Source organism: Modestobacter sp. VKM Ac-2983, assembly GCF_026967885.1.
Taxonomy (GTDB): Bacteria; Actinomycetota; Actinomycetes; order Mycobacteriales; family Geodermatophilaceae; genus Modestobacter.
Window position 1 is genome coordinate 921,288 of sequence record NZ_JAPVBK010000003.1, and the last position, 15,652, is coordinate 936,939.

11 protein-coding genes are annotated in these 15,652 nt (G+C 72.8%); 6 read left to right on the top strand and 5 right to left on the bottom strand.

Annotated features, from left to right (window positions below):
• Nucleotides 1-53: 53 nt before the first annotated feature.
• The 3 genes from O2W18_RS16410 to O2W18_RS16420 all read right to left on the bottom strand — a co-directional run bounded on the left by O2W18_RS16410 (nt 54) and on the right by O2W18_RS16420 (nt 5,405).
• Nucleotides 54-1,421, bottom strand: coding sequence for a maltokinase N-terminal cap-like domain-containing protein (locus O2W18_RS16410; RefSeq protein WP_269188520.1), 1,368 nt, complete (start codon nt 1,419-1,421; stop codon nt 54-56).
• Nucleotides 1,421-3,298 (bottom strand): maltose alpha-D-glucosyltransferase, encoded by a 1,878-nt coding sequence (gene treS / locus O2W18_RS16415; RefSeq protein WP_269188521.1) that lies wholly within the window; start codon nt 3,296-3,298, stop codon nt 1,421-1,423. The genes O2W18_RS16410 and treS overlap by 1 nt, the downstream gene beginning before the upstream one ends.
• A gap of 100 nt (nt 3,299-3,398) precedes the next feature.
• Nucleotides 3,399-5,405 (bottom strand): alpha-1,4-glucan--maltose-1-phosphate maltosyltransferase, encoded by a 2,007-nt coding sequence (locus tag O2W18_RS16420; RefSeq protein WP_269188522.1) that lies wholly within the window; start codon nt 5,403-5,405, stop codon nt 3,399-3,401.
• Between the two features lie 154 nt (nt 5,406-5,559).
• Between O2W18_RS16420 and glgP the strand changes: the two genes are divergently transcribed.
• Both glgP and O2W18_RS16430 read left to right on the top strand, forming a co-directional pair.
• Entirely contained in the window at nt 5,560-8,115 is a 2,556-nt protein-coding gene (glgP, locus tag O2W18_RS16425; RefSeq protein WP_269188523.1) for an alpha-glucan family phosphorylase, read from the top strand.
• Nucleotides 8,116-8,262: 147 nt separating this feature from the next.
• Nucleotides 8,263-9,231, top strand: coding sequence for an FHA domain-containing protein (locus O2W18_RS16430; protein WP_269188524.1), 969 nt, complete (start codon nt 8,263-8,265; stop codon nt 9,229-9,231).
• 45 nt (nt 9,232-9,276) lie between these two features.
• Here O2W18_RS16430 and O2W18_RS16435 read toward each other — a convergent pair whose 3' ends face one another.
• The gene (locus O2W18_RS16435) at nt 9,277-9,690 is read right to left on the bottom strand and encodes a winged helix-turn-helix transcriptional regulator (RefSeq protein WP_269188525.1); all 414 of its coding nucleotides are present in this window, start codon (nt 9,688-9,690) and stop codon (nt 9,277-9,279) included.
• 81 nt (nt 9,691-9,771) lie between these two features.
• Between O2W18_RS16435 and O2W18_RS16440 the strand changes: the two genes are divergently transcribed.
• The gene (locus tag O2W18_RS16440) at nt 9,772-10,599 is read left to right on the top strand and encodes an NAD(P)H-binding protein (RefSeq protein ID WP_269188526.1); all 828 of its coding nucleotides are present in this window, start codon (nt 9,772-9,774) and stop codon (nt 10,597-10,599) included.
• Nucleotides 10,600-10,606: 7 nt separating this feature from the next.
• Here the strand turns inward: O2W18_RS16440 and glgX are convergent, their stop codons facing one another.
• Nucleotides 10,607-12,769 carry a glycogen debranching protein GlgX gene (gene glgX, locus O2W18_RS16445; protein WP_269188527.1) on the bottom strand — a complete coding sequence of 721 codons (2,163 nt, stop codon included), beginning with the start codon at nt 12,767-12,769 and terminating at the stop codon, nt 10,607-10,609.
• 63 nt (nt 12,770-12,832) lie between these two features.
• Between glgX and O2W18_RS16450 the strand changes: the two genes are divergently transcribed.
• Genes O2W18_RS16450 through O2W18_RS16460 form a run of 3 tightly spaced genes read left to right on the top strand, consistent with a single transcriptional unit; the run spans nt 12,833 to nt 15,628 of the window.
• Nucleotides 12,833-13,633, top strand: a complete 801-nt coding sequence (locus tag O2W18_RS16450; protein ID WP_269170863.1) for an ABC transporter ATP-binding protein — start codon at nt 12,833-12,835, stop codon at nt 13,631-13,633.
• 56 nt (nt 13,634-13,689) lie between these two features.
• The gene (locus tag O2W18_RS16455) at nt 13,690-14,475 is read left to right on the top strand and encodes an enoyl-CoA hydratase/isomerase family protein (RefSeq protein ID WP_269188528.1); all 786 of its coding nucleotides are present in this window, start codon (nt 13,690-13,692) and stop codon (nt 14,473-14,475) included.
• Between the two features lie 43 nt (nt 14,476-14,518).
• Entirely contained in the window at nt 14,519-15,628 is a 1,110-nt protein-coding gene (locus O2W18_RS16460) for a PLP-dependent cysteine synthase family protein (protein ID WP_269188529.1), read from the top strand.
• Nucleotides 15,629-15,652: the final 24 nt, after the last annotated feature.

The window sequence follows — 15,652 nt, forward strand, 5'->3', positions numbered from 1 at the left end:
GTTGTCCTTCCAGGTCCGAGTCGGTGTCGTGCTGGTCGTCCGGCCGGGGGTCGTCATCGGCCGGCCGTCAGCCGGGACAGCGAGCTGAGCGGGATCATCAGCCAGTGCGGTCGGTTGCGCGCCTCGTACACACACTCGTACACCGCCTTGTCGGCCTCGAAGGCCCGCAGCAGCGCGGAGTCGCTGGAGAGGGTGAGGCCGCCGGCGGCGGAGTAGCCCTCGCAGAAGGCGCGCCGGTTGCGCTCGGCCCACTCGTGCGCCCGGTAGACCCGCTGCGGGTCGTCGGGCTGCTCGACCAGCATGTGCCGGGCGGCGTAGTCGAAGGAACGCAGCATCCCCGCGACGTCGCGCAGCGGGGTGTCCAGTTCCCGCCGCTCGGCCAGCGGGCGGGCCGGCTCACCCTCGAAGTCCAGCACGATCCAGCCCGTGGTGGTCCGCAGCACCTGGCCCAGGTGGAGATCGCCGTGCACCCGCTGGCGCACCACCTGCTCGGTCGTCCCGGCGACCGCGGCGTACAGGCTGCGCAGTGCGTCGGCGTGCTCGGCGAGGTCGGGGACGATGGCCAGGGCCGCCTCCAGCCGGGCGGACATCTGCCCGGCGACGGCGGCGTACCAGTCTCGGTCGGCCGGTTCGGTGGGGAGCACGCTGGCCAGGTCGGCGTGCACCGAGGCGGTTGCCTCGCCCAGCCGCTCGCTCTCCCCGGCGAAGTCGCCGCCGACCTCGTCGGCGTGCAGGTCGGCCTCGGCGTACAGGTCGCGGACGCTGGAGGTGGCCAGCCGCCACCCGTCGCTGGCGTTGGGCAGGAAGGTCTGGAGCATGGCGACGGTGGCCGGCTCCAGCCCGTTCGGGTCGTCGATCTCGATGTACCCGAGCAGCCCGGCGATGTGCTGGTTCTCCGCCTGCCGCAGCGCGTCGTGGATCTCCACGTCGGGGTTGAGCCCCGGCTCGAGCCGGCGGAACAGCTTGAGGATCGCGCTCTCGCCGTAGACCAGCGAGGTGTTGCTCTGCTCGGTGGAGATCACGTCCCCGGGCAGCCCCTCGGGGATGTAGGCGACGCCGGCCGGGTGGAAGCGCATGGGCCCGACGGTGGAGGCCGCGACCAGGTGGGTCAGCCACGGCACGGTCGCGTCCCGGTCCCGCATGGCGTCGTAGGCGTAGTTCTCGCCCTGGGAACCGGAGACCGCGCCGACGAAGGCGCCGGCGAGCTCCTCGGCCGGCGCGCTGCGCCAGGACAGCGGCACCAGGTAGGTGTCACTGGCCCCGTCGGTGTACTCGACCCGGACGCGGTGCACCGAGAGCGCCGGGTCGGACTGGTCCAGGAAGAAGCCCTCCTCGGTCACCCCCGCCCACTCGCGGCCCTTGCCGCCGAACCAGCGCTGACCGGGCATCCAGTCGGCCAGCATGTCGGTCAGAGCGCTCATCAGGACTCTCCGTGGGTCGGGTTCGTGGGGGCCTCGGCGCCGAGGCCGCCGCTGCCGGAGGAGCTGTCGGCGGGGCCGACCACCCCGGCCTCGAGCAGCGACTGCGCCACGCTGCTGCTGGCGGTGGTCTCCCAGTCCTCCTCCTCCTCCTCGACCGCCGGGGCGGCGGGCTTGGAGAGCTCGAACCAGTAGAAGCCGTGCCCGCCGAGCGTGAGCATGTAGGGCAGGACGCCGATCTGCGGGAACTGCACCCGCCCGGTCAGCTCGACCGGGGTGTAGCCCTCGAAACGGCGGAGGTCGAGCTCCACCGGCTGCGGGAACCGGGACAGGTTGTTGACGCAGAGCACCACGTCGTCCCCGAACTCGCGCACGAAGGACAGGACCGTCGGGTTCCGCGAGCCGATCTCGGTGTAGCCGCCGACGCCGAAGGTCGGGTGCTGCTTGCGCACCGCGATCATCGTGCGGATCCAGTTCAGCATCGAGTTCGAGTTGCGCAGCTGGGCCTCGACGTTGGTGACCTGGAAGCCGTACTCCGGGTCGGCCACCAGCGGCAGGTGCATCCGCTGCGGGTCGGCGGTGGAGAACCCGCCGTTGCGGTCCGGGGTCCACTGCATCGGGGTCCGGACGCCGTCCCGGTCACCGAGCCAGATGTTGTCGCCCATGCCGATCTCGTCGCCGTAGTACATGACCGGCGAGCCCGGCAGGGACAGCAGCAGGGCGGTGAAGAGCTCGAGGGTGTCGATGTCGTTGTCGAGCAGGGGCGCCAGCCGCCGACGGATGCCGATGTTGGCCTTCATCCGGGGGTCCTTGGCGTACTCCCCCCACATGTAGTCGCGCTCCTCGTCGGTGACCATCTCCAGGGTCAGCTCGTCGTGGTTGCGCAGGAAGACGCCCCACTGGCAGTTGTCCGGGATGTCCGGCGTCTGCGCCATGATCTCCGAGATCGGGAAGCGCTGCTCCCGGCGGACGGCCATGAACAGGCGTGGCATGACCGGGAAGTGGAAGGCCATCTGGCACTCGTCGCCGTTCTCGCCGAAGTACTCGACGACGTCGGCCGGCCACTGGTTCGCCTCGCACAGCAGCACCCGGTCGGGGTACTCGGCGTCGACGATCTTCCGCACCTTCTTGAGGAACTCGTGGGTGCGAGGGAGGTTCTCGCAGTTGGTCCCCTCCTCCTCGAACAGGTAGGGGACGGCGTCGAGCCGGAAGCCGTCGATGCCCAGGTCCAGCCAGAAGCGCAGGGCGTCGATGATCGCCTCCTGCACCTTCGGGTTCTCGAAGTTCAGGTCGGGCTGGTGGCTGAAGAACCGGTGCCAGAAGTACTGCTTGCGGACCGGGTCGAAGGTCCAGTTCGAGCTCTCGGTGTCCACGAAGATGATCCGGGCGTCGGCGTAGCCGGTGTCGTCGTCGGCCCAGACGTAGAAGTCGCCGTAGGGCCCGTCGGGGTCGCTGCGACTGGCCTGGAACCAGGGGTGCTGGTCCGAGGTGTGGTTCATGACGAAGTCGATGATCATCCGCATCCCCCTCGAGTGGGAGGCGCCGATCAGCTCCTTGAAGTCCTCGATGTCACCGAACTCGGGGAGCACCGCGGTGTAGTCGCTGACGTCGTAACCGCCGTCGCGCAGCGGAGAGGCGAAGAACGGGGGCAGCCAGAGGCAGTCGACGCCGAGCCACTGCAGGTAGTCGAGCTTGCCCAGCATGCCGCGCAGGTCGCCGATGCCGTCGGCGTTGCTGTCGGCGAAGCCGCGGACGAGCACCTCGTAGAACACGGCGCGCTTGAACCACTCGGGGTCGCTCCCCGGGGGCGGCAGCGCTGACTGGTTGGCCGACTGCTCGCCCGTTCCGGGGGTCGACTGTGCGGGGACGGGGAGGGTCATGAGGGGGAGTCCTAGAGGTTGAGCTGCGCTGGCGGGGTGCGGCCTGCCTGCAGGGGCCCGCCGCGAAGTGGCGAGCGGTGGGGGGCAGGCAGGCCCTTCTTCACTGCGGCGACGGTGCGGTGGACAGGCTGCGGTGGACGGTGAAGACGTGCGCGGGCTCCCGGTAGGGGTCCAGCTCGACGTAGTTGGCCTGGCCCCAGTCGTAGTGCGCCCCGGTGATGTCGTCGGTGACCGAGAAGCGGTCCGACCAGTCCAGGCCCAGCGCCGGCATGTCCAGCGCGGTCGTGCCGATCTGGGTGTAGGTGCTGTTGAGCGACACCACCACGAGCACGCAGTCGTCGGACCCTGGGTCGGTCTTGGAGAAGCACAGCACGTTCGGGTTGTCGATCGCGTGGAACCGCAGGGTGCGGAGCTGCTGGAGGGCCGGGTGTGCGCGCCGGATCTCGTTCAGCTGGCGCAGGTAGGGCGCCAGGGATCGTCCGGAGGAGTCCGCGGCGGCCCAGTCGCGCGGTCGCAGCTGGAACTTCTCGGTGTCCAGGTACTCCTCGCTGCCCGGACGCAGGCCGACGTGCTCGAACAGCTCGTACCCGGAGTAGACGCCCCAGGTCGGGCTCATCATCGAGGCCAGCACCGCGCGGATCTTGAACATCGGCGGGCCGCCCACCTGCAGGCTCTCGTGCAGGATGTCCGGGGTGTTCACGAAGAAGTTCGGCCGCATGTAGTGCGCGTTCTCGGCCAGCTCCCGGCCGTACTCCTCCAGCTCCCAGCGCTCGGTGCGCCAGGTGAAGTACGTGTAGCTCTGGGTGAAGCCGATCCGCGCCAGCTGGTGCATCATCGCCGGCCGGGTGAACGCCTCGGCGAGGAAGAGCACGTCCGGATCGGTCCGCTTGACCTCCCAGATCAGCCAGTGCCAGAAGTTCAGCGGCTTGGTGTGCGGGTTGTCCACCCGGAACACCCTGACCCCGGCGTCCATCCAGTGCCGCACGACCCGCAGCACCTCGGCGTAGATGCCCTCGGGGTCGTTGTCGAAGTTGATCGGGTAGATGTCCTGGTACTTCTTCGGCGGGTTCTCCGCGTAGGCGATCGTGCCGTCGGGCTTGGTGGTGAACCACTCGGGGTGCGACGTCACCCAGGGGTGGTCCGGCGCCGCCTGCAGCGCGAGGTCCAGGGCGACCTCCATGCCCAGCTCGCGGGTGCGGCCGACGAAGGCCTTGAAGTCGTCGAGGGTGCCCAGCTGCGGGTGGACGGCGTCGTGGCCGCCCTCGTCACTGCCGATGGCCCACGGTGAGCCGACGTCGTCGGGCTGCGCCACCAGGGTGTTGTTCTTGCCCTTGCGGTTGACCTTGCCGATCGGGTGGATCGGCGGCAGGTAGACCACGTCGAAGCCCATCTCGGCGATCGCCGGCAGCCGCTCGGCGGCCTGGGCGAACGTGCCGTGCGTCGGGCTGCCACCGACGACCGGGCCCTCCGAACGGGGGAAGAGCTCGTACCAGGAGCCGTAGAGGGCCCGGGAGCGGTCGACCCACAGCTCGTACCGCTGCGACCCGGTGACCAGCCGGCGCACCGGGTGGTCGTGCAGCACCTGCTGCAGGGCGGGGGAGAAGGCGGGGGCGATCCGGGCGGTCAGCTCCAGCGACTCGTCGCGCAGCGCGGCGGCGGCGCCGGTGAGCGCCTCGCGGTGCTCCTCGGGTGCGGTGCCGGCCACCTCCTCGAGCAGCCGGGCGCCGGACTCCAGGTCGTTGGCGAGCTCCTCGGGGCCCTGGCCGGCCTCGACCTTGACCTCGACGTCGTGGTGCCAGGTGCTCAGCGGGTCGTCCCAGGCCTCGACCTGGTACGTCCACAGCCCCTCGCGGTCGGGGACGACCGTGGCGGTCCAGCGGTCGGGTTCGGGGCCGAACTTCGTCATCCGGAGCAGCGACGCCGCCGACGGCTCCTCGCCCGGGGGCGTGAAGACGACGTCGGCGGCCACGGCGTCGTGGCCCTCGCGGAAGACGGTGGCAGTGATCGGCAGGTGTTCACCGACCACGGCGCGGGTCGAGAACGACCCGCAGGACACGACGGGGGCGACATCAGAGATGCCGAGGCGGAGGTCAGCGCGGCCAGTCATCGGGGCAACGCTATCCAGATCATCAGCTGCGCACACGTCGGCGGGGGACGGGCTCAACCGGGAGGGGGAGTGGAGGGTGGGGTCGGAGTGGTCCCGGGCGGGTCTGGGTCCGGCGCCGTCGCCCACTGTGCGTGAGCGTCGTCACGCTAGGGTCATGAGGGTGCGAGCCCTCCGCAGACTCACCGTCCGCGCCTCCCTCCCCGAGGCACTGATGCCGCTGTCCCAGCTGGTCACCAACCTGCGCTGGTCCTGGCACCCGGAGACCCGCGACCTCTTCGAGGCGCTGGACCCCGACCTCTGGGCCAGCTGTGGTGGCGACCCGGTCAGGGTCCTCGGGGAGGTCAGCGCCGAGCGGTTGGCCGCACTCGCCGACGACCCGGGCTTCCTGGAGCAGCTGACGACCGTCGCCGCCGACCTCCGCGAGTACCTCGACGCCCCGCACTGGTACCAGTCCCTGGGCGCCGAGGCGCCGGCGACGATCGCCTACTTCTCCGCCGAGTTCGGCATCACCGAGGTGCTGCCGCAGTACTCCGGCGGGCTGGGCATCCTGGCCGGGGACCACCTCAAGGCCGCCTCCGACCTCGGCGTCCCGCTGATCGGCGTCGGCCTGCTGTACCGGTCGGGCTACTTCTCCCAGGGCCTGTCCGCCGACGGCTGGCAGCTGGAGCACTACCCGGCGCTGGACCCGCACGGTCTGCCGCTGAAGCTCGTGCGCGACGCCGACCGCAACGCCGTGGTGATCGCCGTGCCGCTGCCCGAAGGGCGCACGCTGTACGCCCACGTCTACCGGGCCCAGGTCGGCCGGGTGTCGTTGCTGCTGCTCGACAGCGACATCGAGGAGAACAGCCCGGCCGAGCGCGGGGTCACCGACCGGCTCTACGGCGGCGGTGAGGACCACCGGCTCCGCCAGGAGATGCTGCTGGGCATCGGTGGGGTGCGTGCCCTGCGGGCCTTCTGCTCGCTGACCGGCACCCCGCCGCCGGAGGTCTTCCACGCCAACGAGGGACACGCCGGCTTCCAGGGCGTCGAGCGGATCCGCGAGCTCACCGAGTCCCACGGCCTGTCCTTCACCGAGGCGCTGCAGGCCGTCCGCGGGGGCACGGTCTTCACCACCCACACCCCGGTCCCCGCGGGCATCGACCGGTTCCCCAAGTCGCTGATCGAGCGCTACTTCGCCGGCTTCGGCGTCCCGGTCGACCAGCTGCTGACGCTGGGTCAGGAACCGGACCCAGGCACCTTCAACATGGCGCACATGGGGCTGCGGCTGGGCCAGCGGGCCAACGGGGTCAGCCAGCTGCACGGGCACGTCAGCCGGGACATGTTCGGTCCGCTGTGGCCGGGCTTCGACCCCGACGACGTCCCGATCGGGTCGATCACCAACGGGGTGCACGCCCCGACCTGGACCGCGCGCGAGCTGGTGGAGCTCGGCACCCAGACCACCAGCCAGGGCGATCCGCTCGAGGTGGACGGCGAGGTGCACTTCGACGGCGTCGACCGGATCCCCGCCGCGGAGCTGTGGCGCACCCGCCGGCTGCTGCGGGGCCGGCTGGTCGAGGAGGTGCGCCGGCGGGTGCGGGCCACGGCGCTGTCCCGCGGGGCGGCCGAGGCCGAGCTCGACTGGACCGAGACCGCGTTCGACCCCGACGTGCTGACCATCGGCTTCGCCCGGCGGGTGCCCTCCTACAAGCGGCTCACGCTGATGCTCCGCGACCCCGATCGGCTCAAGGCGCTCCTGCTGGACGAGGAGCGGCCGGTCCAGCTGGTCATCGCCGGCAAGAGCCACCCGGCCGACGACGGCGGCAAGCAGCTGATCCAGCAGATGGTGAAGTTCGCCGACGACCCGGAGATCCGGCACCGGATCGCCTTCCTGCCCAACTACGACATCGGCATGGCCCGCTACCTCTACTGGGGGTGCGACGTCTGGCTGAACAACCCGCTGCGGCCGCTGGAGGCCTGCGGTACCTCGGGGATGAAGTCGGCGCTCAACGGCGGGCTCAACCTCTCCATCCGCGACGGGTGGTGGGACGAGTGGTTCGACGGCCAGAACGGCTGGGCGATCCCGACCGCCGACGGCGTCGAGGACCCGGAGCGGCGGGACGACGTCGAGGCGCAGGCCATCTACGACCTCCTCCACCGGCAGGTGGTGCCGCGCTTCTACGAGGTCGACGGCGACGGCCTGCCCACCCGCTGGGTGGAGATGGTGCGGGACACGCTGCGGGAGACCGGACCGAAGGTGCTGGCCACCCGGATGGTGCGGGACTACGTGCAGCGGCTCTACGTGCCGGCCGCCGGCGCGGCCCGCTCGATGGCCGCCGGCGGGTACGAGGCGGCCCGTGCCGAGGCGGCCTGGCGGGCGAAGCTGCTGGAGCACTGGTCCGGTGTCCGGGTGGCCCACGTGGAGGCCACCGGGGTGGGCGAGACCCCGGAGATCGGTGGGGGCATCGACCTGCGGGCCGAGGTCGAGCTGCCCGGGCTCGCGCCGTCCGACGTCCTGGTCGAGGCGGCCTACGGCCGGGTCGACGACGCCGACGGACTGCACGAGGTGACCACGCTGGCGCTGCGGCACGAGAGCGCGGACGGCTCGCGGCACTGGTTCACCGGCACCGTGCCGCTGGAGCGCACCGGCGCCTTCGGGTACACCGTGCGGGTGCTCCCGCACTCGGCGCACCTGGTGGTGCCGGCGGAGCTCGGCGTCGTCGTCAACGCCTGAGCGCGCTGGTCATCTGCCCCCGGTCGGTGTCCATCCGGGTGGGACGGTCGGGGCCACTGGGGCGCGTCGGGCGCGATGGACCGAGCTGGCGGCGTGCCACGCGCCCGTGGGTCACGGGATCCCGGTCCGGTCATTAGGCTGGCCGTCATGCCCGACCGCTGTGAGGTCCTCCCCGGAGACTCTGTCGTAGCCCGCCGTGGCGGTGGCCTGCTGTGGGTCGACGCCCCCGGGTCGCCGGCGCTGGTGGCGGCCCTGCACGCCTGTCTGGGGGTCGCCGGCCCCGGGGTCGAACGCGTGCTCGGCGCGGTCGCCGCCCAGGTGTCCCGGCTCGCCGACGGGCCGGCGTCCTTCGCCCTCGTGCTCGCCGACACCTCCGGGGGCACCGGGGCCGGCGTCGCGCTCTGGTCGGGCAAGGGCCAGCCGGCCGTGGACGGCGTCCCGGTCTCCGGTTCCGCGGTCGACGGCTGCACGCTCGCCTCCGGGTTCGCGCTCGGGCAGACCCTCTACGTCGGCCCCGGCCAGCCCGCCGCGGCGATGCCCCCGGGGGTCGCGCTGGACCTCGTCGAGGGCACGGTGCCCGGTTCCGGCGCGCTGCTGCAGCTCGCGGCGGCCGCGTCGCCGTCCGTCGCCGTCCCGCCGGCCACCTCGCTGCCCACCGGGGAGTCCTTCACCGCGGCCTCCGACGCCGGCTTCGGCAGCTCCGGCCGGATCGCCAGTGCCCCGGTCGGCCAGGGCGGGGAGCAGACGGCCTTCTGGCGGCCCGAGCCGCCGGCCGCGCCGGTGCTGCGCTTCGACGACGGCCTGGTCGTCACCGTCGACGAGGACCTGGTGCTCGGTCGCCGTCCGGACGGCCACGACCTGGTGACCACCGGCAACGCCCGGCCGGTCCCGATCGCCGACACCCAGAACGTCCTCTCCTCGGCCCACGCCGCCATCCAGCGCGCCGGCCGGGAGGTCTCCCTGACCGACCTCGGTTCGCTCAACGGCACCCACGTCGCCGGACCTGAGGCCACCGAGTGGACGCAGCTGGAGCCCGGTGTGCCGCACCCGCTCGCCGACGGCGACCGGCTGCTGCTCGGCTGGACCGTCATCACCTTCGAGCAGGCCGCCGAGTGACCTGCGGCCCCCGCGGGGGCCGCAGGGAGGCCGGCTCGTCGCCGGTCAGCGGACGTCGGACCCCGGGTTGGCGGCGTCCCACTCCGCCCGTGAGCGGGTGATCGCCTCCCGATTGGTCGCCGACCAGTCCGCGAGCACCCGCACCAGGCCGCTGAGCTCGCGGCCGCGCCCGGTCAGCTCGTAGGTGACCGTGGCGGGCACGGTCGGGTAGACGGTGCGGGCCACCAGCCCGTCGCGCTCCAGCCGCCGCACCGTCAGCGTGAGCATCCGCTGGGAGATGCCCACGACCGCCCGCTGCAGCTCGGTGAAGCGCCGGGTGCCGGCGGAGAGCTCGGCGACGACCAGCACCGACCAGGTGTCGCCGACCCGGTCCAGGACGTCGCGGATCCCGCAGTCCGGGTGGGTGGGAGAACCACAGGGGTCGAGCAGGTCGGTTCCCCCGGTGTGCCCTGCTGACATGGGAGTGCCTCCTTGTCCGGCCCCGGTGGGCCGTCGACGATCACGTCGGTCGTGATCGTCCCCCTCGAGGAAGAAGTCCCCATGCTGCTCGTCACCGGCGCGTCCGGTCAGCTCGGCTCCCGCGTCCACGCCGGGCTGGTCGCCGCGGGGCTCCCGGCGCTCGCCGGCAGCCGCACCCCTGGCGCGTTCGGCGCCGCCGGCCGGCTCCTCGACCTGGACGACCCGGCGACGCTGGACCTCACCGGCGTCGGGGTCCTGGTGCTGGTGTCGGCCGGGTACGCCGAGGACGACGTCGTCCTCGCCCGGCACGACCGGGTGCTCACCGCCGCCGAGCGCCAGGGCGTCGGGCACGTCGTCTACACCAGCCTGACCGGGGCGGGGGACCATCTGGGGTTCGCCCTGGCCCACCGCTGGACCGAACGGCGGCTGGCACGCAGCGGGCTGCGCTGGACGGTGCTGCGCAACGGCCTCTACGCCGAGCTGTTCGGGCAGCTGGCCGCCCCGCAGGACGGCGTGGTCACCGCCCCGTTCGGCACCGGTGCACTCGCCGCGGTCGCCCGGCAGGACCTGGCCGACGTCGCCGTCCGGGTCGCGGCCGACGTCGCGACCGACCCCGACGCCCACGTCGGCCGCGTCTACGAGCTGGCCGGCACCACGGCGTTCACCGCAGCCCAGCTGGCTCGGGCCTGGGGCGCAGAGCACCGGCCGATCACGCTGGGGGCGCAGCGCTCGGCGCTGGCAGGGCTGCCCCTGCTGCCGTTCCAGCCGGCGATGCTGATGTCGATCTACTCCACGGTGGCCGCCGGTCTGCTCGCCGGTACCGGCAGCGACCTGCCCGACCTGCTGGCACACCCGCCCCGGGACGCGCTGGCCACCGCCGTGGCGGCCGGGGCGCCCGGACCGGTCTGAGCCTGGCTCAGGCGGGCGTGTGCGCCGACGGTGACGCGGTCCGGACCACCCGCATCGCCCAGACGGAGTGGCCCGGCAGCTGCGCCGGGCCCGGAGGCAGCGCGGTCGGCTGCGAGGGAGTGCCGGTCGGGTACTCGGTGGCCAGCACGAGCTCGTAGCCGTCCCCCCACGGCGGACCGGGGAGGACGACGTCGACCGGGTCGGCGCCGGCGTGGAACCAGATCAGCCACGAGTCGTCGATGACCGGGCGCCCCCGCTGGTCGCGGTGCCGCATGCCGCGGCCGTCGAGGTACATCCCGAGGGTCTGCAGACCCGTGTCGAACCAGTCGCTGCTGGTGAGCTGGTGCCCGCCCGGGGCGAACCAGGCCAGGTCCCGGGTGCCGCCGGTCCCGGCGATCTCGGTGCCCTCGAAGAACGCCTCCTGCCGGAGCACCGGGGACTGGCGGCGCAGCCCGACCAGGGTGGCCACGAAGCTCCACAGGTCCGGGTCGATCGCGCCCCAGTCGAGCCAGGACACCTCGTTGTCCTGGCAGTAGGCGTTGTTGTTCCCGCCCTGGGTGCGCCCCAGCTCGTCGCCGGCGGTCAGCATCGGCACGCCGGTGGACAGCAGCAGGGTGGCCAGGTGGTTGCGCACCTGCCGAGCCCGCAGCTCGCGCACCGCCGGGTCGTCGGTCGGGCCCTCGACGCCGCAGTTCCAGTTCCGGTTGTGGCTCTCGCCGTCCCGGTTCTCCTCGCCGTTGGCCTCGTTCTGCTTGTGCTCGTAGCTGACCAGGTCGGCCAGGGTGAAGCCGTCGTGGGCGGTCACGAAGTTGACCGAGGCGAACGGGCGGCGGCCGTCGGAGCGGTAGAGGTCGGACGACCCGGTGAGCCGGTACGCCAGGTCGCGCACCCCCACGCGCGCGCCGGACCAGACGTCCCGCACGGTGTCCCGGTACTTGCCGTTCCACTCCGTCCACGGCGGCGGGAAGTTGCCCACCTGGTAGCCGCCCTCGCCGACGTCCCACGGCTCGGCGATCAGCTTCACCGTGCTCACCACCGGGTCCTGGTGCACCACGTCGAAGAACGCCGACAGCCGGTCGACGTCGTGCATCGAGCGCGCCAGGGCGGAGGCCAGGTCGAAGCGGAAGCCGTCGACGTGCATCTCGGTGACCCAGTAGCGCAGCGAGTCCATCAGCAGGCCCAGCACGGCCGGCCGGCGCACGTCCAGGGTGTTCCCGCAGCCGGTGTAGTCGGTGTAGCGGGAGCGGTCCTCGCCGTCGAGCCGGTAGTAGCCGCCGTTGTCGATGCCCTTGAGGGACAGCGTCGGGCCGATGTGGTCGCCCTCGGCGGTGTGGTTGTAGACGACGTCGAGGATCACCTCGATGCCCGCGGCGTGCATCGCCTTGACCATCGCCTTGAACTCGGTGACCTGCTCACCGCCGGTGCCGGCCGAGCTGTACGCCGCGTGCGGGGCGAAGTAGCCCAGCGTGTTGTAGCCCCAGTGGTTGGTCAGCCCGCGGCGGAGCAGGTGCGGCTCGCTGACGAAGTGGTGCACCGGCAGCAGTTCGACCGCGGTCACACCCAGGGACACCAGGTGCTCGACGAACGCCGGGTGGGCCAGGCCGGCGTAGGTGCCACGCAGGGCCGGGGGGACGTCGGGGTGGGTCATCGTGGCGCTCTTGACGTGCACCTCGTAGATGACCGTGTCGGTCCACGGGGTGCGCAGCACCCGGTCGCCGTCCCACGGGAACGAGTCGTGGATAACCACCCCGCGGGGCACGAACGGCGCCGAGTCGGTGGGGTCGGCGGTGGAGGGGTCGTGCGCCGACCAGCCGAAGAGCGCGTCGTCGAGCACGAGCTCGCCGTCCACGGCGCGGGCGTAGGGGTCCAGCAGCAGCTTCGCCGGGTTGTACCGGGCCCCGGAGGAGGGGTCGTGCGGGCCGTGCACCCGGTACCCGTAGCGCTGCCCGGGGCCCACGCCCGGCAGCCGGCCGTGCCACACCTGGTGGGTGGTCTCCCGCAGCCGTTGCCGGTGCTCGGTGCCGTCGGGGTCGAAGAGGCACAGGTCGACCGCCGACGCGCCGGCCGACCACAGGGCGAAGTTGGTCCCCGTGCCGTCCCAGTGGGCGCCCAGCGGCGCCGGCGAGCCGGGCCACACCTCCACCGGTCGGTCACTCGTCCACGCGGTCACCCCGGCATCGTGCCCGACGACGGCCCCGAGCCCGGTGACCGCGACGCGCGGCGGGTTGGTTGGATGGCAGGTGTGTGGACTGAGCCGGTCGTCGAGATCCGCGGAGTGGACGTCGTCCGGGGCCAGGCGCACCTGCTGCGCGCGGTCGACTGGACGGTCCGACCCGACGAGCGCTGGGTGCTCCTGGGCCCCAACGGGGCGGGGAAGACGACGCTGCTGCAGCTGGCCGGCGCACAGCTGCACCCCACCCGTGGGGAGGTGGGGATCCTCGGCGAGACCCTCGGCGCGGTCGACGTCTTCGAGCTGCGCACCCGGATCGGGCTGACCAGCGCGGCGCTGGCGCAGCGGATCGAACCGGGCGAGCGGGTCGGTGACGTGGTGGTCAGCGCCGGGTACGCCGTCGTCGGCCGGTGGCGGGAGCGCTACGGCGTGCACGACCTGACCCGGGCGGCGCTGCTCATGCAGCAGTGGGGCGTGGCCCGGATGGCGCACCGGCCCTTCGGCACGCTGTCGGAGGGTGAGCGCAAGCGCACCCAGATCGCCCGTGCGCTGATGACCGACCCGGAGCTGCTGCTGCTCGACGAGCCCGGCGCCGGGCTGGACCTGGGCGGCCGGGAGGACCTGGTCACCCGGCTGTCGGACCTGGCCCGCGACGAGCACGCGCCGGCGCAGGTGCTGGTGACCCACCACGTCGAGGAGATCCCGCCGGGCTACACCCACGCGCTGCTGCTGCGCGGCGGTGAGGTCGTCGGCTCCGGCCCGGTCGAGGACGTGCTGACCGCACCGCTGCTGTCGGAGGCGTTCGGCCTGCCGCTGGACGTGCAGCGCGAGAACGGGCGGTTCAGCGCCCGCCGCGCCACCTAGGGTCTGACCCAGCACCGATCACGGACACCGACGTCCCGCCGCACACGGAGGCCCGCATGGCAGCGCCCGAGTTCGTCACCCTCCAGGTCGAGGACGGCGTCGGCACCATCCGGCTCGACCGGCCGAAGATGAACGCGATCGACGAGCAGCTGCACCGGGAGGTGCGGGCTGCGGCGCTGGAGGCCGGTGAGCGCGCCGACGTGCGGGCCGTCGTCCTCTACGGCGGCGAGCGGGTGTTCGCCGCCGGGGCCGACATCAAGGCCATGTCGCAGCTGACCGGCGCGAGCATGGTGGCGTGGGGCCGGGAGCTGACCTCCTCGTTCGCCACGGTCGCCCGCATCCCGAAGCCGGTGATCGCCGCCATCACCGGTTACGCCCTCGGCGGCGGCTACGAGCTGGCGCTGTGCGCGGACTTCCGGATCATGGGCCGGGGCGCGAAGGTGGGGCAGCCGGAGATCCAGCTGGGCGTCATCCCCGGTGCCGGTGGCACCCAGCGGCTGGCCCGGCTGGTCGGCCCGGCCAAGGCCAAGGACCTGGTGTTCACCGGCCGGCACGTGGGCGCCGAGGAGGCCCTGGAGATGGGGCTGGCCGACGCCGTCGTCCCCGACGACGAGGTCCACGCGACCGCAGTGGCGATGGCCCGCAAGTTCGCCGAGGGACCGCCGCTGGCGCTCGCCGCCGCGAAGCGGGCCATCGACGAGGGGCTGGACGGCACCCTGGCCGCCGGGCTGGAGCTGGAGAGCCGGCTGTTCGCCGAGCTGTTCGACACCGAGGACCAGGCGACCGGGATGCGCTCGTTCCTGGAGCACGGTCCCGGCAAGGCCACCTTCACCGGTCGCTGACCACCTCGGGGTGCCGGCGTCGTCGGTGCGGGAGCATGCCCGGGTGACCGCCGTGCGCCCCACCGACCTCGACCGCTCCGACCCCGGCGGGCGGGCCTGGGTCGACCGGGCCGTCGCGCTGGTCGACGCCGACGCGCACCGGTCCGCCGACACCCACCTGCTGGTCTACCCGCTGCCGCCCGAGTGGGGCGTCGACCTGTACCTGAAGGACGAGTCGACCCATCCCACCGGCAGCCTCAAGCACCGGCTGGCGCGCTCGCTGTTCCTCTACGCGCTGTGCTCGGGGCAGCTGCACGAGGGCAGCACCGTGGTGGAGGCCTCCAGCGGGTCGACGGCGGTCAGCGAGGCGTACTTCGCCCGGATGCTCGGCCTGCCCTTCGTGGCGGTGATGCCGGCGACGACGAGCGAGGAGAAGATCGCCCTGATCGAGTTCCACGGCGGCCGCTGCCACCTGGTGGCCGATGCGGGCACCGTCTACGACGAGGCGCGCCGGATCGCCGCCGAGACGGGCGGGCACTACCTCGACCAGTTCACCAACGCCGAGCGGGCCACCGACTGGCGCGGGAACAACAACATCGCCGAGTCGGTCTTCGATCAGCTGAGCCGGGAACGGCACCCGGTGCCGGAGTGGGTCGTCGTCGGCGCCGGTACCGGCGGCACCAGTGCCACGATCGGCCGGTACGTCCGGTACCGCCGGCTGCCCACCCGGCTGGCCGTCGTCGACCCGGAGGGCTCGGCGTTCTTCCCCGGCTGGCGGGACGCCGACCCGGCCACCGTCGGTCGTGGTTCGCGGATCGAGGGCATCGGCCGCCCGCGGGTCGAGCCCTCCTTCGTCCCGACCATCGTCGACCGGATGGTCTGCGTGCCCGACGCCGCCTCGCTGGCCGCCATGCGGCACCTGAGGCAGGTGACCGGGCGCCGGGCCGGTGGGTCCACCGGCACCAACCTGTGGGGGGCCTTCGGGCTCATCGCCGAGATGCTCGCCGCCGGCCGCACCGGCAGCGTCGTCACGCTGCTGTGCGACGGCGGGGAGCGCTACGCCTGCACGTACTACGACGACGCCTGGGTGGCGGCCCAGGGGCTCGACCTGGTCCCGCACACCGCCGTCCTCGAGCACTTCGCCCGCACGGGGGAGTGGACCGCCGCGGAGTGAGCCAGGTCGCCCGGCCCCTCCCTG